The following is a 23,706-nucleotide window of genomic DNA, read 5'->3' on the forward strand; positions in this document are numbered from 1 at the left end:
GCGTTTTTTATTACTACTGACTTTTATGTCAAAGCCTTTTTACAGCTTTATCGCTTACAGATAATGCCGTCGAACGTGTTCCAATAACCCTTTGGAAGCGGATTCGACCAAATCAAACACATGATCGAAACCTTGCGGCCCGCCGTAATAAGGGTCCGGCACTTCCTTCTCATCAAATTCCCGACTATAGTCCAAAAACAGCTGCACCTTTTCTCTATACTCGTCCGGTGCCATTTCCAACAGATTATGATAATTAGAAACATCCATCGCCAAAATGTAGTCGTATTGATAGAAATCGCCAAAATCCACCTGGCGAGCCCGTAAATCGCTCATATGAATCCCACGGGTAAAAGCAACCTGGGTCGAGCGTTTATCCGGTGGGTTACCGACATGATATGCTGCCGTACCGGCTGAATCGATTTCAATCAATTTATCCAGCCCTTCGTCTTTGACCATTTTACGGAACACGCCGTGCGCTGTCGGTGAGCGGCAAATATTGCCTAAACAGACAAACAAGACCGAGACTTTTTTTGCCATGGGAGTCGCTTCCTTCGTTTAAAATAAGCTCCATAGTTTACCTGCCCCGACAATAGAATGCATCCTCAAAACCAACCGATTCAACTACGCCATTTTGACTTCGACCCGCAATGGGTTCTCTACGCCGACGAACATTTACTGGTGGTCAATAAACCGAGCGGTCTGCTATCGGTGCCGGGCCGCGGTGCGGATAAACAGCTTTGCCTGCAATCTCTGCTCGATGAACACTATCCGCAAGTGCGAATCGTCCACCGTCTTGATATGGATACTTCCGGCCTGATGGTGCTGGCCATGAATGCAGAAGCTCACCGTCAGCTTAGTCGCCAATTTCAGGATAGACAGATCTCAAAAACTTATCTGGCTGTATGCAGCGGCAAACCGTCGCAATTACAAGGCCGGATAGGCTTGCCTATGCGCTGCGACTGGGAAAGACGCCCTCTGCAAATGATCGACTTCCGGTTCGGAAAATCCGCCCTAACCTACTGGCAAGTATTACACATGCATAGAGACCGCTTTTTGATTCTGCTGACTCCGATTACCGGACGCTCTCATCAGTTGCGTCTGCATATGAAAATGCTCGGCCACCCGATTCTCGGAGACAACCTCTATGCCGACCGGCACAGTTTGCAACAAACCGAACGTTTGATGCTGCATGCCCACAGTCTGAGCTTTCGCCACCCCGTCAGCGGAAGTTTAATGCACTTCCAATGTCCACCCGACTGGGAACATTAACTGGCACAAAGAATGCTAAGCATAATGCTGAAAGCGCGTTGATAAAGATCTCTACTGACTTAAAGATATCTTTACAGGAACCGATATAAATTAAGTGACCGCTGACAGAATCGAAGGAGCCTCTTGTGAATAGTGTTGACGAACAAGCTACCGAAGCCATGCTAAAAATGATGGACGCTGAAGCCATGGAACCAAACGACGAACTACTGTCGGATATGGCAGAGGCGGAAAACCCCGAAAATTCTGAAGCAGACATTATTGACGAATTACTTGACGATGCCTCGATAGACGATCTTATTGAAAACCCTGAGCCAACCTCGACGGACGCAATTGCCCGGATCGAAGAGACAGCGCCGGAAAGTGACGTTCCGGTAAACGAAAATATCACTAACTCCCCATCCTCCTCCGCACAGAAGGCGATTGAGCAGATGGAAGAAGCGCTGCAAATCGAACAGGAAGTCAAAGAAATCTCCGAACAGGTCAACCAGGCAACTCAGGAAGCGACGCAAATCGCCCTTGCGGCTTCCGAACGCGCACAGAGTGCCGCGGAAGCTTTGCAAAAAACACTGGAAGCGACCCTGGACGCTGCGGAAAAAACCATTCAGGCGGCACAAAATGCCGGTATTCAACTGGATGAACTGCAAGCGACCCCGTTGGATGAAACCGCCATGAGTGCTCGCCTACAGGAAATTCAGAACAAAAACAACGAACTGAAAGCGGTCAACCTGGCTTTAATCGCCAAAATCAGCAGTTTTAAAACTCAGTAATCGAGAGATTCGGCAATGAGCACGCAAAACGACGATCTGCTGGAACAGTTGCAACAACTCGAACCGGTTGAAACCGAAAAAAGTATCGAATCTTCGCCTCAGGAGAAACTCGAAGAACTTGGGGAAAACCTGCAACAACAGCAATCAAACATTCAAAACCTGCACGAAATTCAACAAGGTGCACTTTTGGAAGCCGCCTTGCAGAGTGCACAAATCGCTCAGGAAACTGCCCGACATGGTCAAGATGCCGCTGAAAGTGTCATAAAATTGGCGGAAAAGCTTAATAGCGAAATCTACGAGCTGCAGGAAGCCAACCGCTTCTGGAAACAGTCAACGCACAAAACTCAGGACGAACTCAAAGCGGTGCACAAGCGCAGTGCATGGATGCTGACTTCCGGCATTCTTTTCAGCCTGATGAGTTTAGGTGTTATGGGTTACCTTCTTTATGACAGCCATCACAGTAATGCGCAGCTCAAGGGTGAGGTGCTGGATATAGTGCAAACCGAGCAACGACTGTTGCAAAATAAAGTCACTATGAAGATGGATGAACTGGCATCGACCATCGAATTGTTGAGTTATCAAATTCAGCAGAAACCGCTGCCGATTAAGAATGAAGTTACCGCCAGCGAAGCCGAGAATACGGCAGCCCACACACCGGAGCCGATAGCAGAACCTGAAAGCGCATCGCCGGTAGCCGCAGCGGCAGGGACACTTCCTCAAGATCAAGCATCCCAAGAACAGATAATGCTTGCCTGGCAAACCCGATTGCAAGCCGAACTGAAGCCTTTGCAGCAGAAAATCGACACCGTCATCGGTGATTTGAAAACGCTTGCCAAGCGTCAGGGAGAAAGCAAAGCAGTCCTAACAGCGCAAAGCATTAAAATAGATGACAAACAATGGCGGGAAATCGATGCTATCGAAAAACGCCTGCGTTTGCAGAGCAGTGCAATTCAAAGCCTGCGCAACCGCATCGATTCAATTTCGTTCAAACCGCTGGAAAACCAGCAGCAACGTCTGCAAGCACAACAAAAAACACTCCAGCAACAGCTTGAAGTGATCGCATTGCAACAACGAGCTTTAAAGCGTCAGATCGAAAAAGTCGATCAAAATCTGGAAGAAATCCTGCGCAAAAACGCTGCGGTAGCACCGTATAGCTATAAAGCCCCTCAATAAAAAGCGCAGTTAAAATCATAACTGCGCCAGCATTTGTTGCTTAAGGTCAAAAATCGATCGGTCAGGAATGAATAGGCGTGAACTCTACGATTCGCGATTGACCGCAACTAAAATCGTCGCACAACCACTGCCAAACCTCATCCAGGCTTAAACGACCGTCTTCCAGATAACGCGGCGTACTGATACAGGTACCAATCTTCAAATCGCCACTGCGATTAAGATGATGGTAGCGCATATCAAGGCGCTGATCCGGCAAGACTTTGGCAATCAAATGCCCGCTAAGAATTTCTCCTCCCTTGTAAGTCGCGGTCACCAAATTGTCTTGCTGGTGATAATCGAACAGAGTCTCTTCACCGACTTCACCGTTTCCACTGTTAGACCAGGTATGAAAACGCCGCTTATCGTAATCGATTTTAGCCACACGCAATCCTTCGCCTGCTTGATCGATCAACGGCGAGACCCCGTTTTTCAAAGCATGCAGCCGCTTCCTCATTTCAAGTTGATCATCCGATAGACGAAAACGGTTATGCTCACCCTTAAGCAAAAAACTCTCAACAAGCGTTTTTGCTTCCAACTGATAGGCCGAATCATCACTCAAGCCTTCAACCGCTTCGATGGTTTCAACCATCTTGCCGATTGAAGGCAATAACTTGGGCCATTGCAAATGCAAACGCCCCTGTTCACCTACTTCAAACGCCAGATCACGCTTTAACCATTCATACAGGAAGCAGCCGGTTGCCGCATCGAAATTGCGTTCCGCATCCGCTTGAAACGGATAACGAAACAGGCGTTCGAACAGAATCATCTCCATGACCAAAGTCGCATAAGGCAAAACCTCTCTCTGCTGGTCACAAAGCAATAATGTCTGAGCATCGACCTTAATCTCTTCCAGAACCCCGCAATGCCAATTGAGCTTTAAATACAGATTATCCTGCAATGGGCGAACCCCCTGATGATGGAAATAATCGTGCAAATAGCCCCACAAGCTGCGAGCGGTGTAAAAGTCTTCACTATCGTAATTGACCGCCGAATCATAATCACTCAAGATTCGCGTATTCGGCACCGTCAGTGCCCGATAGAAGGTTTCAAACTTATCGAAGAAGAACAAAGCACACCCCTGCGATTCAACTTTTTGTTGTGCCTGAATATTTTCCGGAAAAAAGACCAGGCAATTTCCTTTGGCAACCCCTTCCGATGCCTGTAACAGCCGGCTTGGCTGACACGGCTGAGCACTGTAATTCCGCCAAGGTCGCAACACTTCCATATCCGTCAAAGGATCGTCTCTTAACGACACGAAATACTGCCATTCAAAACGGTTCCCCAAATCGGAGTTCGGGCAACGCATCGGGCCGATAAAAAAGTCGACCTTACCTTCACCGGAGGAACTGAAGCAGCGGGCATAATTCGAGAAGTCTGCATCCTGTCCCAAACCTTCCTCGATCCAACGATCGAAATCGGCGCGGAAAACTCGATACAAATCTTCGCGTTCGATGGTTTTGTACAGCTTCTCAACATGAAACAACAAGCGTTCGACAAAACGATGATCGACTCCCCAGGTCATACCCTGAGTGGCTGATCGATAAGCCATCCATTGGTTGAATACCTCGTCAAAGCGCTGTAACTGAGATTTAAGAGACTGAATTGTCTGCTGCATCACTTGTCCTCCTGAAGCGTTTTTTTATGTACGCTGAAGCCCATCCGCACCGCACCGAACCTCTGAACGACGGTAAGACCGTTTTCCAGCGCCGAAGGCAGAGTGGTAATGCAGAAATCCGCCTGATGGAGCGCACAGAGTTTGGCTGCTTCGGCATTACTGGTCGCAAGCTCAATGTGCTTGGCGCCCTTCGGTAACAGACTTTTCGGTGCCGGATGGCAGATAAAACGATCTTCTATCGACACTTTGGTCTTATGCCCGGCCAGCACCATTTCCAATGTCGGAACCACAAAACACTCCATCAACTCGAACTCTTGAAGATGCTGAAAAACGATATTGTGCAGATCCGGATAGACTACGCATCCCAATAACACGGCATTCTCCTGATCTTCCAAAGTAGCGGCTTGCGCTTCTTCCAGAGTCTTGTGCAGCACAACACGTCCACTGGAATGGTTCTCCTTCATCCAGTGTTGCGCTGCCATTTCACAATTGGTCCCACTTGGCCCCAGCGTGTGAATCACCCATTCTTTACCTGATTTCATAAGGTTTCTCCTTGTTCATATTTTCATTCGATACGACAAAGACGAACCCTTAGGGATCCCCACCCCCGGCCAAACCGTGCGGCTTCATGAGTCAGATTCGTTTGTTGCAGTTTTAGTTTAGAAAACTCCTATATGGGAAAAAACACCAAAAGGCTTAACTCTTCATTACCGAAAAACAACAAAAGAATATCCGTTACAAAACCAGTAACAATTTGAAAAATAAATTATTTTTATCAACCTCTGCGGGTTGAAGTTATAAAGAGACGTCGAGTAATCGGTAAAAAAGCCGAAACTTTTCCAGGCTGTAAAATTTACTCGATAAAAACAGACAAATAAAAACCAAAAAGCCCGGAAATCCTTGTTACGGGAAGACCAGGCTTGAATAAGTAAAAAAGAAGTAAAATAAGTATTTTACATAACTTTAAAAATCAATCGCAAGATTTTTAGACGGAAAACTCCTCTAACTGATGTGACCCTTGTTGCACGCGATAACGAGCAGCCAGTGTCTGCTGATTATTGTCAAAATCGAGTACATCCTCCAAGTGATACCACTCTGCAGTCGTCTCGGATTCCGTTAAAGTCAGCAACAGATAACCGTGTTTAGACAAGTCGGTATATTTAATATGCGGATTATAAAGCTTCAACGTTTCTTCAAGTACACCTTGCGTATCAGCCAGTCCAGGAGAGGTAATGGATGTGGTAACGAATTCTACGCCATAGGTTTCAGTGGTAAGAATCGGATCGTCAACCATTTCCATCGCCCATGAAGTATGGATATCCCCGGTCAAAACCACCACATTATCAATTTGATGCTGGCTGATATGATCCCAAATTCTTTGGCGATTTGCATTATAACCATCCCATTGATCTGTGTTGGCGACATTCAACCATTGGGAATTCTCGGAAACCGTCAATAATTGCTGGTAATCCTGCAAATCGTTACTGATAAAATCACTGTTCTGAAAGTCTTGCAGATAATCCTGAAACGCTTCAGGAAGCGCCTGTAGATCAGCCCCTCCCATAGCAATAGACCCCATCGGAATTCTCAGCTGCCCCATCATTACCTGCTGACCAATCAACTTCCAGATGCGACCGGCCTGATTACTTTTACTCAGGCGTTCTTTTAACCAAGCTTCCTGAGCTTCGGAAATCAAACGTCGTTCGGCATCGTTATAATCATCAGTCAAAACATTCGCTTGCTGATGACGACCTTGAATCCGCGTATCCAGTAACATCAGTTCGGCAAGCGATCCGAAGGAAAAAGAGCGATAGATTTGCGGATCGGCAAAATCCTGAATGGTCATTATCGGCATCCACTCGTTATATGCCTGCACGGCAGCGAACTTGCGACTCTCCCAATCACCTTCAGTACTTGGAGAATGATTGACAGCACCACCCAGCTCGCCGGCTCCATCCGGGTCCCAACTATTGTCTGCGGTTTCATGGTCGTCCCAAGTAGTAATAAATGCATAGCGGCTGTGCAACAGCTGTAGATCGACATCCTCTTTATAATGCTGATGGCGGCGGCGGTAGTCTTGCAGACTCACAATTTCCTTGCGATTGTCTTCATCATAAGTACGACCGTCTTCAATTGCCCGAGCATCGGCATAATCATTATCCGCACTTGCATCGGCTCCCGGATACTCGTAGATGTAATCCCCTAGATGCAGCACGTAATCCAGATCATTGTGCTTGGCAACCTGGCGATAACCGTTAAAGTAGCCATGCGGATAACTGGCACAGGAAACGACTGCCAAACGCAGCTGTTGAAGAGAGAAATCTGCAGATGGTAGAGTTTGGCATCGGCCAGTCAAAGAATACAGAACGCGATTATGTTCATCAGTCATTTCTGCAGTTTCAAAACGATAATAGTAACGTTTACCGGACTGAAGACCGTTTACCAGTACTTTCGTGCAAAAATCATTTTCAGCTAAAGCCGTCACAGTTCCACTCTGAACCAGCCCCTCGAAAAAAGGGTCATCGGCAACGGTCCAATTAATTTGCACCTCTTCCCGCTGAGAAAAACGACTCCATAACACCACACTGTCACTTTGCGGATCACCGCTAGCTACACCCTGCAGAAAAGGCATTTTTGCTAATCTATTGAGCCCGCAAAAACCGTCACCTTCCGTTGATTCACCACTATATTGCAGAATCGCCTTGCCGCTCTCTTCGAGCGTTAAAAGATAGCCGTACGAGTTCCGCCATACACCAGTCATCGCTGCACTTTGCGCTTCATCTGATCTAATCCATTGCAATAAATAATAGTTATTATCTGCATTCTCCAACCAATACATCATATCCGTATACAGAGCAGTAACAGGCAAGACATAATATTCCCTCGGCATAGATTCTTGACTGAAATTGGACTGCTCAAAACTCAATTCCAAATTAGTTGAATCTGGATCGTAAACCCAGGCTCCGACCGCTTCAAAAGGCCCTAAGGTATCTTCTGTCGTCTGATCTTGCTGGTCATTATCCTGATTCCCGTCATTGTTTTGCTGATCGTTATCGGTTTCATCAGTTTGATCTGCGGTTTCCGACTGTAAGCTACCGGAAAAACTCTCACTGGAACCGCCGCAAGCGCTCAATAACGGCAAGCCGGCACTTCCGAAAAAGACGCTTTTACCCAAAAAAGCCCTGCGTCCATACTCTCTTCTTTGCACAAGTTCAAACTCTTTAAAATCTTTTTTATCAGTCATACATTCCCCCTAAATTGCCACGACCGTTGACGTCACAATAGAAATTCTTCTAAGAGCCAAAAATAGGCAAGCCGTCATCACGGTAAATCTCGTAGGTGATGCCGCCACCATTTCCCGGCATTTGGCTTAATAGGTATTCATCCATCTGGTCTTGAACATCCTGAGGAATATATTCCACTAAAGCACCCAACACAGGACCACTACTCCCCCCGCGTTGCGAATTAAAGTAGAAGCGTGTTCTTTGAGGGTTGAAAGCTAAACCAGTAATCTCTGATCCGGCATGTCCCAAAGGATCCAAACGTACCAACGGCATCAATTCGTTTTCCGGTGTAATAACCACAGCTTCCAAGTTACCGCCATCTTCAGCTACCACGATATGATCGTGATGCGATTCGACAATCAAATTATCTACTCCGGTCAACACCGGATCTAAATAGAAGTCGTCGTCATATAGTACACTTAGCCCCTGAGTATCGACGTCATACTCCCAAACCCTGTTATCGCCTTTGGTCGTAAAATACACTTTACCCTGGTGATACCAACAACCCTCGCCACCATGAAAAATAGTCGCATCAGCAACTTGATAGCGAGTTGGGTTATTTGGTTCGTAATCATAATCATCGCCGGCAAACACGCCCAAGCTTCCAATACCACCGATTAAATCGGCAATCGCACTTGGCGCATAACCGGCCAAATAGTCAGGGATATTTACCCATTCAATCGATAGAGTCGGAGGATTATTAATGGATAGCAGATCGGTATCTGCCAGTAAATTTCCATTCGCACTGACAACCGCAACCTGTAACTTCCCTTTACTCAAATCGCCCTTGACCGAGCCATCCCAAGGCTGGAAATCCTCCGCTACAAAACGATAAAAACAGCCATCCGGCTGATCTTCGGTCAAATAAATGGTTTTATTCAATGAATCAACTACTGCGGCTTCATGTTTAAAAATACCGAATTGATCATGGCGAATCGGATACTTCACTCCATCAAACGTCCCTTCTCCTAAAGGATGGGTTTCCCAACTGGTGCCCGAACCGACTTCTTCACAAGATAACCAAGTACCCCATGGGGTAAAACCGCCAGCGCAGTTAGTGTTGGTGTTGTGTAAAATTTGATAGGCGTCGATGATATTGGCATCCTTGTCAAAACGAATCGCAATTGCGCCACCAACGACCGGAACCTCCTTGTTCACCACATGAATCCAGCCATCTTCATTTTCAGGATCGACAAAGCTATAAGAACCATCGGGAAACATCGGCAAAGGAGCTAAGAAGCCGGTATCACCGATCGGCAAACCTGACTCGGCAATGACTCGTGACGAAAACCCTTGCGGTAAATAAAGCCCGTTTTCATCCGGAGTATCTCGGAGGGTTAAATCTAATTGCGGTGTATCTTGAGAAACATCATTGGTACTGTCCTGGCTGTCCGTCATTTTATCTGTATCTTCGTTCGATACGCTTTCAGATAAAGTACTGCTTTGACTACTATTACAAGCGCTTAGCACCACAATAGGCATTGCCGTACCGGCAACCTGAAGACTGCGGCCCAAGAAAGCACGGCGGCTGAATTCTTCTTTCGAAAAAGGTTTTTTAGACATAGATATTTCCGGTTTTTTAACTAAAAATTAAAAAAAGTCTATAAAACTAAAATGACAGGTAGATGAAGGCTGAGTGACAGCGAAATGAAATAAAAAAAGCGCCGATTGGCGCCTTTAAAAAGATGATCGATTAACTTTCCCCCTTAGCTCTTTTTCAGGAAAGCCGTGAGGTTATAACGATAAATGAACCCCGGGAATGCGAAGATCACGAACATGAAGAAAGTCACGGTATAAAATTCCCAATCCTGCGGAGAAACATGTCCCATGCTTTTCTTTTCCAGCATGTACGCTAATAAACCCGTTAGAGCAAAATAGGTCAGCCATTCGATCAAATTGATCACAATCGACTTAGTCTCCACTTTGATTACCAGGAACAGGCGGTTGGCTAAAATGAAAGGAACATTTGCCAACACGATCGCTGTTACCAATAACAACCAAACAGCCTGATTCAAATCCATAATTTGCTTTCCTTTGAATATTTATTATGTAGTGAGAGGATTTTAACCGATCTTAAGCAACAAAAAAGCCCGTCGATTTCTCAACGGGCTTCATCTTCAAACTAACTCAATTATATGCTTAGGTAAGCCAGATCGATGATTGTGCTTGGAAGCAAACCTAGCAACAACAAAACAATTGCCGTCAAACTCACCCCCCAATTCAGTGCCGGAGTGATCGCTTCAATCGGAGCCGAATCTTCCGGCTTATCGAAATACATCGACTTCACCACTCTCAAATAGTAGAAAGCACTGATAACCGCGGTGATAACCGCATATACAGCCAACCAGGTAAAGCCGGCTTTAACAACTTCCTCGATTACTAGAATCTTCGCCCAGAAGCCGATAAACGGAGGGATACCCGCCATCGAAAATAGCGTAATCAACATCATCAGGGCCAACCAAGGATTACGTGCATTCAATCCTTTGAAATCGACAATACGATCAAATTCGTTTCCTGCCTTTGACAGAGCGACGATCATACCAAATCCGGCAACACCGGTAATGGCGTAGATGATCACATAGAACATGGCAGCAGAGAAACCGTCGGCAGTTGCTGCAAGAACCCCCATCAGCATGAAACCGACATGTCCGATACCGGAGTAGGCCAACATGCGCTTCAAGTTATCTTGAGCGATAGCGGCGATCGCACCAACACCCATTGACAAGATCGAAATCGCAATAAGTAATGATTGCCAATCCTCAACCAGACCAGGCATCGCTTCGTACAGCAAACGGTAAACCATTGCAAAACCGGCCAGCTTCGGAGCCGTACCCAGGTATAGGGTGACTGCCGTTGGAGAGCCGTGATAAACGTCCGGCATCCACATGTGGAAAGGTACTGCACCCAATTTGAATGCCAGACCGATTACCACAAATACCACACCGAAAGCCAAGACAATTCCATCGGCTTTACCGGAATTAATCACTTGCGCCATTTCAGGGAAGGTAATGGTTCCGGTCGCGCCGTAAATCATCGAGAAACCGTACAACAGCATACCGGTAGCCAAAGCGCCCAGCACAAAGTACTTCATCCCTGCTTCGACAGCAGTACCGCTATTACGGCGCAGGGCGATCATCGCATACATTGCCAGAGACATAATCTCCAGGCCCATGTACAGGACAATGAAGTTGTTCGCGGAAATCATCACGAACATACCGAGAATACCGAACAGTCCCAGGACAAAGAATTCACCGCTGTAGAACTTGTGCTGCAACAGATATTCGCGCGAGAACAAGAAGATCCCTAAAGAAACAATCAAAGTAAACAGTTTCAAAATATCCGCGAAACTGTCGCGTACGAAACTATCGTTGAAGGTGAATACCTGTTCGGTAGTGAAACTGGCTAAAATCAGGAAACCAACCACAACCAAGCTGATTTGAGTCGCATAATAGGTAGCAAATTGATAGCGTTTTGACCAAAAAGTATCCGCAACCAAAATAAACGACGCCAGTGCCAATAGCACCATTTCTGGCATTGCCGGTGCGAAAGATGGAATGACAAAATTCATATTGTTAACTCACCTATATCCGAATTAAAGTTTCGATGTGGTCGCTTGGACCAATAAGTTTTCAACAGAAGTATGCATCACTTCCATTAACGGATTCGGGTAAATACCCAGCGCTACCACTGCTACCGCAAGGGTAGCCATAATCGCAAACTCGCGCTTGTTCAAATCCTGCAGACCTTCGACATTTTCGTTGGTTACCGGACCGAAGAAGACGCGCTTAACCATCCACAAGGTATAGGCTGCACCGATAATCAACGTCAGAGCTGCCAGAGTACCGAACCAGATATTCGCTTTAAACGAGCTCATAATAACCATGAATTCCCCGACGAAACCGGAAGTACCAGGCAAACCGACGTTTGCCATCGCAAACAGCACCGCAAACATTACGAACCACGGCATTTTATTGACCACACCACTATAGGCGGAAATTTCACGTGTATGCATACGATCGTACAGAACACCGATTGCCAAGAACATTGCGCCGGAAATGAAACCATGCGAAATCATCTGCACCATGGCCCCTTCCATACCCAACTGCGCACCTTGGATCGAACCGGTCTTCTCAAGGATGTCATACAAGACGAACATACCCAGAGTCACGAACCCCATGTGCGAGATAGACGAATAAGCCACCAGTTTTTTCATATCGCTTTGTACCAGAGCAACCACACCGATATAAACGATCGCGATCAGAGACAGAAGAATCACCAGCCAATCCAAGCTCATGGAAGCATCCGGCGTAATCGGCAGGCTGAAACGAACGAAACCGTATCCACCCATCTTCAGCATGATCGCCGCCAGTACCACCGAACCGGCCGTCGGCGCTTCAACGTGCGCATCTGGAAGCCATGTGTGTACCGGGAACATCGGAATCTTAACCGCAAAGGCGATCAGGAATGCCAAGAAGATCAGAATCTGAGCGATCATACCCAACGGCATGGTTTGGAAATCCAGAATCGAGAAGCTACCTGATTGATAGAACATATACAGGAAAGCAACCAGCATGAATACCGAACCGAAGAAGGTATATAGGAAGAACTTGATGGTTGCGTAAACGCGACGAGGCCCCCCCCATTTACCGATAACGATATACATCGGAATCAGTAGTGTTTCCCAGAACACATAGAACAAGATCGAATCCAAAGCGGCGAAAACACCGACCATGATCCCGCCCATAATCAAGAAAGCACCCATGTATTGTTCGACGCGGTCTTTAATGACTTCCCACGCAGACGCGACCACCAGAACCTGAGTAAAGGTTGTCAACAAAACCAGCGGCATGGACAAACCGTCGACCCCCAGGTAGTACTGAACACCAAAAGTAGGAATCCAAGGCACCTGCTCGACAAACTGCATTGACGCCGTGGTGGTGTCAAATCCGGTCCAAAGTGGAATCGAAAGAATAAAAGTCGCAAGAGCAGTGCCCAGCGATAACCACTTGGCAACCGTGTCGTTATTACGACCGGCAAAGAGTACCAGCAAACCACCGATAATCGGCAGCCAGATCAAGGTACTTAAAATAGGAAAGCTTGTAAGCATGAATTCTATTTCCTTCTAATTTTTATTCTTTTAATTTACCAAAGGACCCATACCAGCATTGCTAGCAAACCGAAGATCATTACGAAGGCATAATGATAGAGGTAACCGGTTTGCGCCTGACGCAATGCCTGTGCCGAGTGAGCAACGGCCATAAAGGTATTCGTAACCATACCCGTATCGATCATCTTGATGTCGATGACGCGGGTAAAGAATTCACCTAGACGACGTGTACCGTTTACGAAAACAATCTCGTTCAGACGGTCGAAACCGTAAGCGTTATCCAACACATAGTAGCCGCGTGGGCACATCGACTTGATTTTCGCTGGGATATTCGGCTGCTTAATGTACATCAACCACGCCAGGAAAACACCTGACAGCGCCAACAACACCGGCAATGTCATAAACGAGTGCAGAATCATATCCAGCACACCGTGGTAATAGTTGTTGTAAACCGCCATCATTGTATCGTTCTGTTCCAGAACCTGAATCGCATCACCGAAGTATTGACCGGTCAACATCGGTTCGATCATCGGCAAGCCCATCAATACTGCTGGAATCGACAATAGAATCAACGGTACGGTAACCACAGCAGGCGACTCTTTAATCTTATGCGTCTTCACATACTCGGACTCTTCCCCGTGGAAAACGAGGAAGAACATACGGAAGTTATAGAAAGCGGTAACGAATACGCCCATGATTAACAAGACATACGCGAAGGTAGCACCGAAGCGCTCTGATTCGCCCAAAGCCAACAGGATACTGTCTTTCGAGAAGAAACCTGAGAAACCAGGGAAACCGATCAACGCCAGAGAACCGATCAGCATCGTCCAATAGGTAATCGGCATGTATTTCTTCAAACCACCCATCTGGCGAATGTCTTGAATGTGGTGCATGGCGATAATCACGGAACCTGCCGCCAGGAACAACAAGGCTTTAAAGAAGGCGTGAGTCAGTACGTGGAACATACCGGCCGCATATGCCGATGCACCCAAGGCTGCGGTCATATAACCCAGCTGCGAAAGCGTCGAATAGGCAACCACACGCTTGATATCGTTCTGGATCAAGCCCAGCATCCCCATCAGGAACGCAGTCAATGCACCCGTGATTAATACCACTGTCAAGGCAACTTCCGACAGCTCATAGGCTGGAGACAGACGCGCTACCATAAAGATACCGGCGGTAACCATGGTTGCCGCGTGGATCAAGGCCGAAATCGGTGTCGGACCTTCCATCGATTCCGGAAGCCAGACGTGCAATGGCATCTGAGCCGATTTACCCATCGCACCGACGAACAGCAAAATCAGCATCAAAGTCATCATCGACCACTCAACACCCGGCATGATTTCAATCATCACGTCACGCTGCGAGGTCAATTGCGCGAAGAATTCGTTGTAATCCATGGTGTTGAAATAGACAAACACCATCGCAATACCCAGAATGAAACCGAAGTCACCGACACGGTTTACCAGAAACGCTTTCAGGTTCGCTTGAATTGCCGATTCACGCTTCATATAGAAACCGATCAACAAATAAGAAACCAGACCGACCGCTTCCCAACCGAAGAACAGTTGCAGGAAGTTATTGGCCATAACCAGCGACAACATCGAGAAGGTAAACAGCGAAATATACGAGAAGAAACGCTGATAGTAAGGATTGTGATGATCGTAGTCGTCATCGTGGTCCATGTAACCGATGGTATAAATGTGTACCATCAGGGAAACAAACGTCACCACCAGCATCATCGTAGCGGACAACTTGTCGATCATGAAACCGATTTCGAAGCGGATTCCGTCCGAGACCATCCAGGTGTACAAGGAAGCATTGTATTCCGCAGCCCCGTTAAAGACGTACAACCAGAAAACATAAAACGACAGTACAGTCGAAATTGCCACACCGGCAATCGTCGCATAATGCGCGCCGGCACGTCCGACCTGACGTCCGAATAGACCGGCAATCATCGAGCCGATCAGAGGCGCAACCAAAATAATCGTTAAAATCGTATGCAACATTTAACCAACTACCCCTTCAGTGATCCAAGATCATCAACATTGATGCTCTTACGATTACGGAACACAAGCACAATAATCGCCAAACCGATTGCCGCTTCAGCCGCAGCGACCGTCATAATAAAGAACACGAAAATCTGTCCTGTCACATCATTCAAATAGTGTGAAAACGCTACCAAGTTAGTATTGACCGCCAACAACAACAATTCGATTGCCATCAACAATACGATCACGTTCTTACGGTTCAGGAAAATACCGGCCATACTGATCATGAACAATACGGCACCGAAAATTAGATAATCCGATAGTGCAATCATTTCTTATCCTCCTCTCCGGCTTCAACAATTGGCTGTTCTTTCACCGCATCCATTTTCACCATGCGGAAACGATCCGCAGCCAGGGTTTTCACTTGCTTATCAATATTCTGGTATAGAACTTCTGTTGTCGGACGACGACGCAATGTCAAGGCAATCGCAGCGACGATACCAACTAAAAGTAGTACCGCAGCCAGAACAAATGCATAGACGTGAACCGTATACAGAGGAACAGCGATCGCTTCGGTGTTGCTGAAGTCAGCCGCTTTCACATCTGGGGTACCGGTCACATCCAGCCCGAAATGCTCAGGCCCCAAAACCATATACATCAAAGCAAAGATAGCCAACGCAGCCATGGCCCCTAGCGGGAGATATTTAGTAAAACCTTCCTTCAGAACGGCCATATTGATGTCCAGCATCATAACCACAAACAGGAACAGCACCATAACGGCACCGACATAGACCAGAATCAGAACCAGTCCAAGGAATTCCGCCTGAGCGGTAATCCAAACACCGGCGGTAGAGATAAATGCCAAAACCAGCCAAAGCGCAGCTTTAACCGGGTTTTTGACGGTAATCATCATTAATCCGGACACAGCCGCGATCGCAGCCAGCAGATAAAAAATGAATTGTTCGAATGTCATAAAACTGTCTCTTCTCGATTATCGATACTTCGCATCGGCAGCACGATCGGCAGCAATCTGCTCTTCATACTTGTCGCCGAAAGCCAATAGATCTTCTTTCGTGCGGATATGTGGTCCACGCTCTTGAAACTCATATTCAAAGACGCGAGTCTCAACGATTGCGTCTACAGGACACGCTTCTTCACAGAAACCACAATAAATACACTTGAACATATCGATATCGTATTGGGTGGTACGACGGGTTCCGTCTTCACGCTCTTCCGATTCAATAGTAATCGCATTTGCCGGACAGACCGCTTCACACAATTTACAAGCGATACAACGCTCTTCACCATTTTCATAACGACGCAAGGCATGATGCCCGCGGAAACGTGGTGAAAGAGGTGTTTTTTCTTCCGGATAACGAACCGTAATCTTCTTTTTAAAGAGGTATTTTCCGGTAACGGACAAGCCTTTAAACAGCTCCGTTAACCCCCAAGTTTTAATTTGGTGTTTGATGGATCGAATCATGAAAACCTCTCATTAATTAAACCAGGGACCGAAGCTGAAATATTTCATGGCTCCAACCACGAAAACCCAGACAATCGTTAGTGGAATCAATACTTTCCATCCCAAACGCATCAGTTGGTCATAACGGTAACGTGGGAAGGTCGCACGTAACCATAAGAACACAAACAGTAGGAACGCAACCTTAATAGACAACCATGCTAATTGCGGAACCCAGGCAAACAGGCTTTCCAAAACAGGAATGCCTTCGAACGGCGATAACCATCCACCCAGGAACATAATCGACGTCATAAATGAAATCAGAATCATCATGGCGTATTCCGCCAGCATGAAGACCCCGAATGTCATCCCTGAATAGTCAACGTGGAAACCGGCAACAATTTCCGCTTCACCTTCAATAACGTCGAAAGGTGTACGGTTAGTTTCCGCCAGACCCGAAATGAAGTAGACGAAGAACATCGGCAGCAACGGCAGCAAGTACCAATTCCAGACACCACCCTGTTGGCCGTTAACGATTTCGGTCAAGTTCATCGAACCGGCAATCATCAGTACGGTTACCAAAGCAAAGCCCATAGCAATCTCATAAGAGATCTTTTGCGCCGAACCACGCAATGCACCGAGGAAGGCGTATTTGGAGTTGGAAGCCCAACCGGCAACTACCGTTCCGTAAACCAAAATCGATGATACCGCTAGGACGTACAAGATACCGGCATTCAGATCGGTCACCACGACACCTTCGGAAAACGGAATCACCGCCCACACCGCAACCGCCGGAGCAATTGCCAGAATCGGCGCTAAAATAAACAGGTAACGGTTTGATTGCGCAGGGAAAATAACTTCTTTGGTCATCAATTTCAATGCATCGGCAATCGGCTGCAACAGACCAATCGGACCAACACGGTTCGGTCCCATACGAACCTGCATGTAACCGATAACCTTACGCTCGGCATAAGTTAACCAGGCGACGACCAGCATAATCGGCAGAATGACCGCCACGGCTTGCAAAACCAGGGTAATGAGAATCGCTAACCAATCATAAAGAAAGCTTGATAAAAAAGCTTGCAAGGAATCAAACATCAATCTTATCCTCTACCCATAGTTTCAACGTTAGCATCAGGTGTCGCCTGAAGAGATGGTGCACGGCGCACCACTGCATCCATTTGATATGGTGAAACCAGTTTCACTTTCGCGTCGTTATTCGTGGTCGGCAAAGCGATCGCAATTTCAGAGAATTTCACAGCAGAAGTATCCGCATCGAAAACTTCCTGCAACACTTCGTTACTGTGAACATAATCGAAACCATTCAGATTAAACAAGTTGCCCAGTACGCGCAAAATCTTCCATGCCGCCTTCGCTTCACCCTTAGGTTCAACCGCCATTTTGAAAGATTGTTTCAAACCGTTAGCATTAACGAAAGTACCGGCGGTTTCTGCAAAGGTTGCAACCGGTAATAAAACATCAGCATACTCACGCTGAATTTCGCTGTCGAAAGCGGTCATATTGACAACAAACTTGGCTGCTTTCATCGCCGCCAAGGCATTGTCACCATCGGCAAAATCCGCTTCAGGTTCGATATTCAAGTTAATGAAGGCGTCCATTCCCTGTGCCATCTGCGCAGAATTTTTACCGTTTTTAGGCAGAAAACCGGCCAAATGAGCGCCAACTTCGTTAGCAGCGATTGGCAAAATGCTCAATTTCGCATCGCTTAGCTCGGCAATCAAATCAGCAAGGCGCTTGATAACCGCATAATCAGGGTGAAGCTGACTGATTTGACCTACAAACACGCTGGCCGCCTTGGCATCAATCAAAGCCTGAGCAATCACTTTCTGCGCATCGTTAGCGGTGATATCCGCCACTAATTCATGCTTAGCGCCTTTAATGTCTGCAACTGCTTTGGCGACTCCCGCTAACTCAAATACCATACCGGCATCGGATTGCGCATTGGAAACTTTGTAGTTGAAGTCGAAAGATTCCGTATTAACGGTAAAGACTTTCGCGCCGGCCATCGCCGCTTTGCGTACACGCAAATTCAAAATAGGTAACTCTTTACGCAGGTAACTACCTACTAATAAAACAGCGTTTAATTTTTCAACCACTTCAATCGAGTCCTGAAGCAGCGGTGTATGGAAACCGTGCTGATCCATTCCGAAATCGATCTGACGATGACGGTAGTCGATGTTTTCCACACCCAGACCACGCGCCATTTTTTGCAATAGATACAACTCTTCTACCGTCGAGTTAGCCGAAGCCAATACTCCGACATCAGTAGAATCAGCCAAAACGTTTTTGAGACCTTCAACCGAAAATTGCAATGCCGTTTCCCAATCAACCGTTTTCCATTGGCCGTTTTTCTTGATCATTGGTTGAGTCAAACGCTCTTCGGAATTGATTCCTTCGTAAGAGAAACGATCACGGTCGGACAACCACACTTCGTTGATCGCTTCGTTTTCATTGGGAACGACGCGTTTAACTTCATTGTTTTTGCTGTGCAGGATGATATTGGAACCAATACTGTCGTGTGCAGCGATACCCTTGTGAGACTTCAATTCCCAAGCACGTACGCTGTAACGGAAAGGTTTAGAGGTCAAAGCCCCAACCGGACACAAATCGATCATATTTCCGGACATTTCCGAATCGATCGATTTCTCAATATAGGTACCGATTTCCATCCATTCGCTACGGCCGGTCGCACCCAATTCCATCATTCCGGCAATTTCCTGACCGAAACGCACACAACGGGTACAGTGAATGCAACGCGTCATATCCGTTTGAATCAACGGACCGGCGTACTTATCCCCAACCACACGCTTGGACTCGGAGTAGCGTGATACATCATCACCGTAATCCATCGCAACGTCTTGCAATTCACACTCACCACCCTGATCGCAGATCGGACAATCCAACGGGTGGTTAATCAACAGAAATTCCATAACGGATTTCTGGGCAGCAATCGCTTTCGGTGAATTGGTATGAACTTTCATACCGTCAGTGACCGGAGTGGCACAAGCCGGTAACGGCTTCCACGCGCCTTCGACGTCAACCAGACACATACGGCAATTAGCGGCAATCGATAGTTTTTTGTGGTAACAAAAACGGGGAATGGATATTTGAGCGCTGTCGGCGACGTCGATCAACATGTCGCCTTCTTTCGCTTCAATAACTTGTCCGTTTATTTCAACTTTTACCATAGTTCTTTAACCTAAATTTAATTTGGCATTTATTTCACAGGTCAGTGCAGATCGTTCTTAAGTGCGATCGTAAATGCTGCAACCGTGTTCAATATAATGGACGAACTCATGCTCGAAGTGTTCGACGGCACTGGTTAAAGCGATTGTTGCCGCATCACCCAGACCGCAAATAACATTACCCATAATCTTGCCCGATACGTCTTTTAGAGCTGCAATGTCTTCCGGACGGCCTTTACCGTCGACGATACGAGTCAACATACGGTACAGCCAGCCGGTTCCTTCACGACACGGCGTACATTGACCGCAAGACTCATCCCAGTAGAAATGGCTCAAGTTCTTCATTGCCTTAACCATATCGGTCTGATCATCCATAATGATGACCGATCCGGCGCCCAAGAAAGAACCGGCCTTAGCGATGGAATCGTAATCCATATTCATTTCCAACGCTTTTTCTGCAGGAAGTACCGCAGTAGAAGCACCACCTGGGATAACCGCTTTCAATTGACGACCTTTCCAGATCCCGCCGGCAAGTTCAAGCAGATCTTTAAAAGGCGTACCCATACGTACTTCAAAGTTACCCGGGTTATTAACATGACCCGATACGGAGTAAAGCTTTGTCCCACCGGCGTTTTTGACGCCCAGGTCATTGAACCATTTGCCGCCTTTTGCCAAGATCATTGGAATAGACGCAAGTGTTTCGGTATTGTTAATAGTTGTCGGTTTGCCATACAAACCGTAACTAGCAGGGAAAGGCGGTTTAAAACGCGGCTGACCTTTTTTACCTTCGATCGATTCGATCAAAGCGGTCTCTTCACCACAGATATAAGCCCCTGCTCCCAAATGAACATGCAGATCAAAATCCCAACCGCTACCCAGAATATCCTTTCCAAGGAAGCCGGCTTCACGGGCCTGATTGATCGCATTTTTAAAAACTTGATAAGGTTCCCAGAACTCACCGCGGATATAGTTATAACCTTGAGAAGCGCCAATGACATAACCGGCAATCGCCATTCCCTCAACCAGAGCATGCGGGTTATAACGGTGAATATCACGATCTTTGAAAGTACCCGGTTCACCTTCGTCGGAGTTACAGACGATGTATTTCTGTCCCGGCGCTTCACGGTTCATAAAGCTCCATTTCAAACCGGTCGGGAAACCGGCACCACCGCGTCCACGAATATTCGATTCTTTGACTTCTTCGATAATATCCGCCGGTTCCAATTCTCCGGAAACCACTTTTTTCCAAACTTCGTAGCCACCGTTGGCAACGTAAGTCTCGATATCCCAAGAGTTCTCTAAATGGTTGAGACGAAAACAGTTTTCATTTTGATAAACCATGTACTTACTCCAACTCATCCAGTAATTTAAACAACGACTCTTCGGTCAAATTCTCGTGGTAATCCTTACCGATCTTGCAAATCGGCGCTCCGCCGCAAGCGCCAAGACACTCAACCTTCTTGATCGAGAACTTACCATCAGCACTCACTTCACCAGTCTTAACGCCCAATTTTTCTTCGAGTTTTTCACGCAACTCTTCACCGCCGCGCAAATAGCAAGAAATCGAGTTACACCAGTTAATCTGGTATTTACCGACTGGCTGATGATTATAGTTTCCGTAGAAAGTTGCCACTTCATATACTGCAATCGGCGCCATTCCCAAATATTCAGCAACCTGATCCATCAAATCAGTGGTCAGGTAACCATCGTGGCATTCCTGCACGATTCGCAATGCAGGCATACAGGCAGATTGACGCTGATCTTCAGGATATTCCGCAATCCAACGGTCAATGCGTTCTTTGACTTCACCTTGGATAAAGTTTTCTGTTGATGAACTCATCGGTCAATCTCTCCAAATACAATGTCTTGTGTACCGATAATAGATACTACGTCAGCAATCATGTGTCCTTTCACCATTTCGTCCAAAGAGGCCAAATGTGGGAAACCTGGCGCACGAACTCTCATTCGGTAAGGCTTATTGGCACCATCGGAAACCATATAGATCCCGAACTCGCCTTTTGGATGTTCAACCGCAGCGTAAGCTTCGCTTTCGGGAACCGTATAACCTTCGGTAAACAGTTTAAAGTGGTGAATCAGGGCTTCCATATTGGATTTGGCGTCTTCACGCGAAGGTGGAGCAACCTTGTTATCCGAAGACATAACCGGTCCATCATTTTCTTTTAACCACTTCACACATTGCTTGATGATTTTGTTGGATTCGCGCATTTCGGCAACCCGTACCAAATAACGGTCGTAACAATCACCTGTTACGCCAACCGGAATATCAAAATCCATCTTATCGTAGACTTCATACGGCTGTTTTTTACGCAAATCCCAAGCGATACCGGAGCCACGCAGCATCGGCCCGGTAAAACCAAGCTGCAATGCACGTTCAGGGGGAACGATACCGATATCGACGGTACGCTGCTTCCAGATACGGTTATCGGTCAACAGAGTCTCATATTCATCAACATAGCCAGGAAAACGCTCGGTGAAAGCTTCGATGAAGTCCAGAAGCGTGCCTTCACGGGTTTCGTTCAACTTATCCAGTTTCTTACCTGAGTTCCATTTTGATTCTTCATATTTCGCCATGCTTTCAGGCAGATCACGATAAACCCCGCCCGGACGGTAGTAAGTCGCATGCATACGCGCACCGGAAACCGCTTCATAGCAGTCCATCAAATCTTCACGCTCACGGAATGCATATAGGAAAACCGTCATAGCACCGATATCCAGTGCGTGTGCGCCCAACCACATCAAGTGATTCAAAATACGCGTGATTTCGTCAAACATGACACGGATATACTGGGCACGCTCAGGAACCTCGACACCCAGCATCTTTTCGATCGCCATAACATAGGCGTGTTCGTTGGACATCATAGAAACATAGTCCAGACGATCCATATAACCGATTGACTGGTTATAAGGTTTGAATTCGGCTAATTTTTCCGTCCCGCGGTGTAAAAGACCGATATGCGGATCAGAGCGCACAACCGTCTCACCGTCCAATTCCAGGACTAGACGCAATACACCGTGAGCAGATGGATGTTGCGGACCGAAATTAAGAGTATAGTTTCGAATTTCAGGCATTTCAGCTTCCTAATTACACGGTTTGCGGAGAGGACTTCTTACGAATCACTCTCGGAACATTTACACGGTTTTCAATCGAAACCGGTTCGTAAACGACGCGACCTTTTTCGGCGTCGTAACGCATTTCAACGTGACCGGTCAACGGGAAGTCCTTACGCAACGGATGACCGACAAAACCGTAATCGGTCAAAATACGGCGCAAATCCGGATGTCCCTTGAAAATAATACCGAACATATCAAAGGCTTCGCGTTCGAACCAGTTAGCGCAATTCCAGATCGAGATAACGCTATCAACGATCGGCATGGCCGCTTCGCTTGGGAATACTTTCACACGGACACGGCGGTTATGTTCGATCGATAACAGGTGGTATACCACCGCAAAACGGCGCTCCATCTGTTGCTCGTCATCGGATTCATCTTCCGCAAAATCAAATACACCGCGACTGAAACCGCTGTTAACGGCTTTCATGGTCTCCCAGTTGGCTTGGCCGTAATCCAGATAATCGACACCACAAAGGTCAATCAGCTGTTCGAAACCCAGCTCGTCACGCAATTTTGTAAAAGCCTCAAGCGCTTTTTCTACTGAGACTTCGATTGTTAACTCATCCAGGGCGATTTCTGAACTTAGCAGATCCGCTCCAAGTGTTTGGTTAACTTCCTGTTGTAAATCTAATACCGACTGTTTCATAGTTTTGACTACTTTCCC

Annotated in this window: 21 protein-coding genes; 3 read left to right on the top strand and 18 right to left on the bottom strand. The window is 46.8% G+C overall.

Translation table 11 applies throughout. The features are described from left to right. Positions 1–54: 54 nt before the first annotated feature. On the bottom strand, positions 55–537 hold the full coding sequence (locus tag H8792_RS02845; protein WP_185977423.1) for a low molecular weight protein-tyrosine-phosphatase: 483 nt from the start codon (positions 535–537) through the stop codon (positions 55–57). Positions 538–594: 57 nt separating this feature from the next. Here H8792_RS02845 and H8792_RS02850 point away from each other — a divergent pair, with 57 nt between their 5' ends. The 3 genes from H8792_RS02850 to H8792_RS02860 all read left to right on the top strand — a co-directional run bounded on the left by H8792_RS02850 (position 595) and on the right by H8792_RS02860 (position 3,209). After that, positions 595–1,269, top strand: a complete 675-nt coding sequence (locus H8792_RS02850; RefSeq protein WP_185977424.1) for an RluA family pseudouridine synthase — start codon at positions 595–597, stop codon at positions 1,267–1,269. Between the two features lie 125 nt (positions 1,270–1,394). After that, entirely contained in the window at positions 1,395–2,036 is a 642-nt protein-coding gene (locus H8792_RS02855; RefSeq protein ID WP_185977425.1) for a hypothetical protein, read from the top strand. 15 nt (positions 2,037–2,051) lie between these two features. Further along, a complete protein-coding gene (locus H8792_RS02860) occupies positions 2,052–3,209 on the top strand; it encodes a hypothetical protein (protein ID WP_185977426.1) in 1,158 nt (385 codons plus the stop codon). A gap of 61 nt (positions 3,210–3,270) precedes the next feature. Here H8792_RS02860 and H8792_RS12530 read toward each other — a convergent pair whose 3' ends face one another. The 17 genes from H8792_RS12530 to H8792_RS02945 form a co-directional block, all read right to left on the bottom strand. Then, positions 3,271–4,863 carry a DUF6421 family protein gene (locus H8792_RS12530; protein ID WP_228766908.1) on the bottom strand — a complete coding sequence of 531 codons (1,593 nt, stop codon included), beginning with the start codon at positions 4,861–4,863 and terminating at the stop codon, positions 3,271–3,273. Beyond that, positions 4,863–5,405 (bottom strand): type 2 periplasmic-binding domain-containing protein, encoded by a 543-nt coding sequence (locus tag H8792_RS02870; RefSeq protein WP_185977427.1) that lies wholly within the window; start codon positions 5,403–5,405, stop codon positions 4,863–4,865. Before H8792_RS02870 ends, H8792_RS12530 begins: the two co-directional genes overlap by 1 nt. A gap of 443 nt (positions 5,406–5,848) precedes the next feature. Continuing rightward, the gene (locus tag H8792_RS02875) at positions 5,849–8,107 is read right to left on the bottom strand and encodes an alkaline phosphatase D family protein (RefSeq protein ID WP_185977428.1); all 2,259 of its coding nucleotides are present in this window, start codon (positions 8,105–8,107) and stop codon (positions 5,849–5,851) included. A gap of 49 nt (positions 8,108–8,156) precedes the next feature. Then, on the bottom strand, positions 8,157–9,710 hold the full coding sequence (locus H8792_RS02880) for an alkaline phosphatase PhoX (RefSeq protein ID WP_185977429.1): 1,554 nt from the start codon (positions 9,708–9,710) through the stop codon (positions 8,157–8,159). Between the two features lie 143 nt (positions 9,711–9,853). Then, positions 9,854–10,168 carry a DUF2818 family protein gene (locus H8792_RS02885; RefSeq protein WP_185977430.1) on the bottom strand — a complete coding sequence of 105 codons (315 nt, stop codon included), beginning with the start codon at positions 10,166–10,168 and terminating at the stop codon, positions 9,854–9,856. A gap of 110 nt (positions 10,169–10,278) precedes the next feature. Then, positions 10,279–11,715, bottom strand: coding sequence for an NADH-quinone oxidoreductase subunit NuoN (nuoN, locus tag H8792_RS02890; RefSeq protein WP_185977431.1), 1,437 nt, complete (start codon positions 11,713–11,715; stop codon positions 10,279–10,281). Positions 11,716–11,739: 24 nt separating this feature from the next. Further along, entirely contained in the window at positions 11,740–13,254 is a 1,515-nt protein-coding gene (locus H8792_RS02895; RefSeq protein ID WP_185977432.1) for an NADH-quinone oxidoreductase subunit M, read from the bottom strand. Between the two features lie 35 nt (positions 13,255–13,289). After that, positions 13,290–15,263, bottom strand: coding sequence for an NADH-quinone oxidoreductase subunit L (gene nuoL, locus H8792_RS02900; protein WP_185977433.1), 1,974 nt, complete (start codon positions 15,261–15,263; stop codon positions 13,290–13,292). An 8-nt stretch (positions 15,264–15,271) separates the two neighbouring features. Then, a complete protein-coding gene (nuoK, locus tag H8792_RS02905; protein WP_185977434.1) occupies positions 15,272–15,577 on the bottom strand; it encodes an NADH-quinone oxidoreductase subunit NuoK in 306 nt (101 codons plus the stop codon). After that, positions 15,574–16,218 (bottom strand): NADH-quinone oxidoreductase subunit J, encoded by a 645-nt coding sequence (locus H8792_RS02910; RefSeq protein ID WP_185977435.1) that lies wholly within the window; start codon positions 16,216–16,218, stop codon positions 15,574–15,576. The genes nuoK and H8792_RS02910 overlap by 4 nt, the downstream gene beginning before the upstream one ends. A gap of 18 nt (positions 16,219–16,236) precedes the next feature. Beyond that, positions 16,237–16,728, bottom strand: a complete 492-nt coding sequence (gene nuoI, locus H8792_RS02915; RefSeq protein WP_185977436.1) for an NADH-quinone oxidoreductase subunit NuoI — start codon at positions 16,726–16,728, stop codon at positions 16,237–16,239. Between the two features lie 12 nt (positions 16,729–16,740). Next, entirely contained in the window at positions 16,741–17,802 is a 1,062-nt protein-coding gene (nuoH, locus tag H8792_RS02920) for an NADH-quinone oxidoreductase subunit NuoH (protein WP_185977437.1), read from the bottom strand. A 5-nt stretch (positions 17,803–17,807) separates the two neighbouring features. Further along, positions 17,808–19,913 carry an NADH-quinone oxidoreductase subunit NuoG gene (gene nuoG / locus H8792_RS02925; protein WP_185977438.1) on the bottom strand — a complete coding sequence of 702 codons (2,106 nt, stop codon included), beginning with the start codon at positions 19,911–19,913 and terminating at the stop codon, positions 17,808–17,810. Positions 19,914–19,970: 57 nt separating this feature from the next. Beyond that, the gene (nuoF, locus tag H8792_RS02930; protein ID WP_185977439.1) at positions 19,971–21,251 is read right to left on the bottom strand and encodes an NADH-quinone oxidoreductase subunit NuoF; all 1,281 of its coding nucleotides are present in this window, start codon (positions 21,249–21,251) and stop codon (positions 19,971–19,973) included. A gap of 4 nt (positions 21,252–21,255) precedes the next feature. Further along, a complete protein-coding gene (locus H8792_RS02935; RefSeq protein WP_185977440.1) occupies positions 21,256–21,750 on the bottom strand; it encodes an NADH-quinone oxidoreductase subunit NuoE family protein in 495 nt (164 codons plus the stop codon). Further along, positions 21,747–23,000, bottom strand: a complete 1,254-nt coding sequence (locus tag H8792_RS02940; protein ID WP_185977441.1) for an NADH-quinone oxidoreductase subunit D — start codon at positions 22,998–23,000, stop codon at positions 21,747–21,749. The genes H8792_RS02935 and H8792_RS02940 overlap by 4 nt, the downstream gene beginning before the upstream one ends. A 13-nt stretch (positions 23,001–23,013) precedes the next feature. Further along, positions 23,014–23,688, bottom strand: coding sequence for an NADH-quinone oxidoreductase subunit C (locus H8792_RS02945; RefSeq protein WP_185977442.1), 675 nt, complete (start codon positions 23,686–23,688; stop codon positions 23,014–23,016). Positions 23,689–23,706 lie beyond the last annotated feature (18 nt).

It is taken from the genome of Thiomicrorhabdus heinhorstiae, from assembly GCF_013391765.2.
GTDB classification, from domain to species: domain Bacteria; phylum Pseudomonadota; class Gammaproteobacteria; order Thiomicrospirales; family Thiomicrospiraceae; genus Thiomicrorhabdus; species Thiomicrorhabdus heinhorstiae.

Coding starts and splice junctions, on each gene's coding strand:
- H8792_RS12530 (WP_228766908.1), bottom strand. CDS start 4,863: ATGCAGCAGACAATTCAGTCTCTTAAATCTCAGTTACAGCGCTTTGAC.
- nuoF (WP_185977439.1), bottom strand. CDS start 21,251: ATGGTTTATCAAAATGAAAACTGTTTTCGTCTCAACCATTTAGAGAAC.
- H8792_RS02945 (WP_185977442.1), bottom strand. CDS start 23,688: ATGAAACAGTCGGTATTAGATTTACAACAGGAAGTTAACCAAACACTT.
- nuoL (WP_185977433.1), bottom strand. CDS start 15,263: ATGTTGCATACGATTTTAACGATTATTTTGGTTGCGCCTCTGATCGGC.
- H8792_RS02885 (WP_185977430.1), bottom strand. CDS start 10,168: ATGGATTTGAATCAGGCTGTTTGGTTGTTATTGGTAACAGCGATCGTG.
- H8792_RS02910 (WP_185977435.1), bottom strand. CDS start 16,218: ATGACATTCGAACAATTCATTTTTTATCTGCTGGCTGCGATCGCGGCT.
- H8792_RS02845 (WP_185977423.1), bottom strand. CDS start 537: ATGGCAAAAAAAGTCTCGGTCTTGTTTGTCTGTTTAGGCAATATTTGC.
- H8792_RS02860 (WP_185977426.1), top strand. CDS start 2,052: ATGAGCACGCAAAACGACGATCTGCTGGAACAGTTGCAACAACTCGAA.
- H8792_RS02940 (WP_185977441.1), bottom strand. CDS start 23,000: ATGCCTGAAATTCGAAACTATACTCTTAATTTCGGTCCGCAACATCCA.
- H8792_RS02875 (WP_185977428.1), bottom strand. CDS start 8,107: ATGACTGATAAAAAAGATTTTAAAGAGTTTGAACTTGTGCAAAGAAGA.
- H8792_RS02880 (WP_185977429.1), bottom strand. CDS start 9,710: ATGTCTAAAAAACCTTTTTCGAAAGAAGAATTCAGCCGCCGTGCTTTC.
- H8792_RS02935 (WP_185977440.1), bottom strand. CDS start 21,750: ATGAGTTCATCAACAGAAAACTTTATCCAAGGTGAAGTCAAAGAACGC.
- H8792_RS02870 (WP_185977427.1), bottom strand. CDS start 5,405: ATGAAATCAGGTAAAGAATGGGTGATTCACACGCTGGGGCCAAGTGGG.
- nuoG (WP_185977438.1), bottom strand. CDS start 19,913: ATGGTAAAAGTTGAAATAAACGGACAAGTTATTGAAGCGAAAGAAGGC.
- nuoH (WP_185977437.1), bottom strand. CDS start 17,802: ATGTTTGATTCCTTGCAAGCTTTTTTATCAAGCTTTCTTTATGATTGG.
- H8792_RS02895 (WP_185977432.1), bottom strand. CDS start 13,254: ATGCTTACAAGCTTTCCTATTTTAAGTACCTTGATCTGGCTGCCGATT.
- H8792_RS02850 (WP_185977424.1), top strand. CDS start 595: ATGCATCCTCAAAACCAACCGATTCAACTACGCCATTTTGACTTCGAC.
- nuoK (WP_185977434.1), bottom strand. CDS start 15,577: ATGATTGCACTATCGGATTATCTAATTTTCGGTGCCGTATTGTTCATG.
- nuoN (WP_185977431.1), bottom strand. CDS start 11,715: ATGAATTTTGTCATTCCATCTTTCGCACCGGCAATGCCAGAAATGGTG.
- nuoI (WP_185977436.1), bottom strand. CDS start 16,728: ATGATTCGATCCATCAAACACCAAATTAAAACTTGGGGGTTAACGGAG.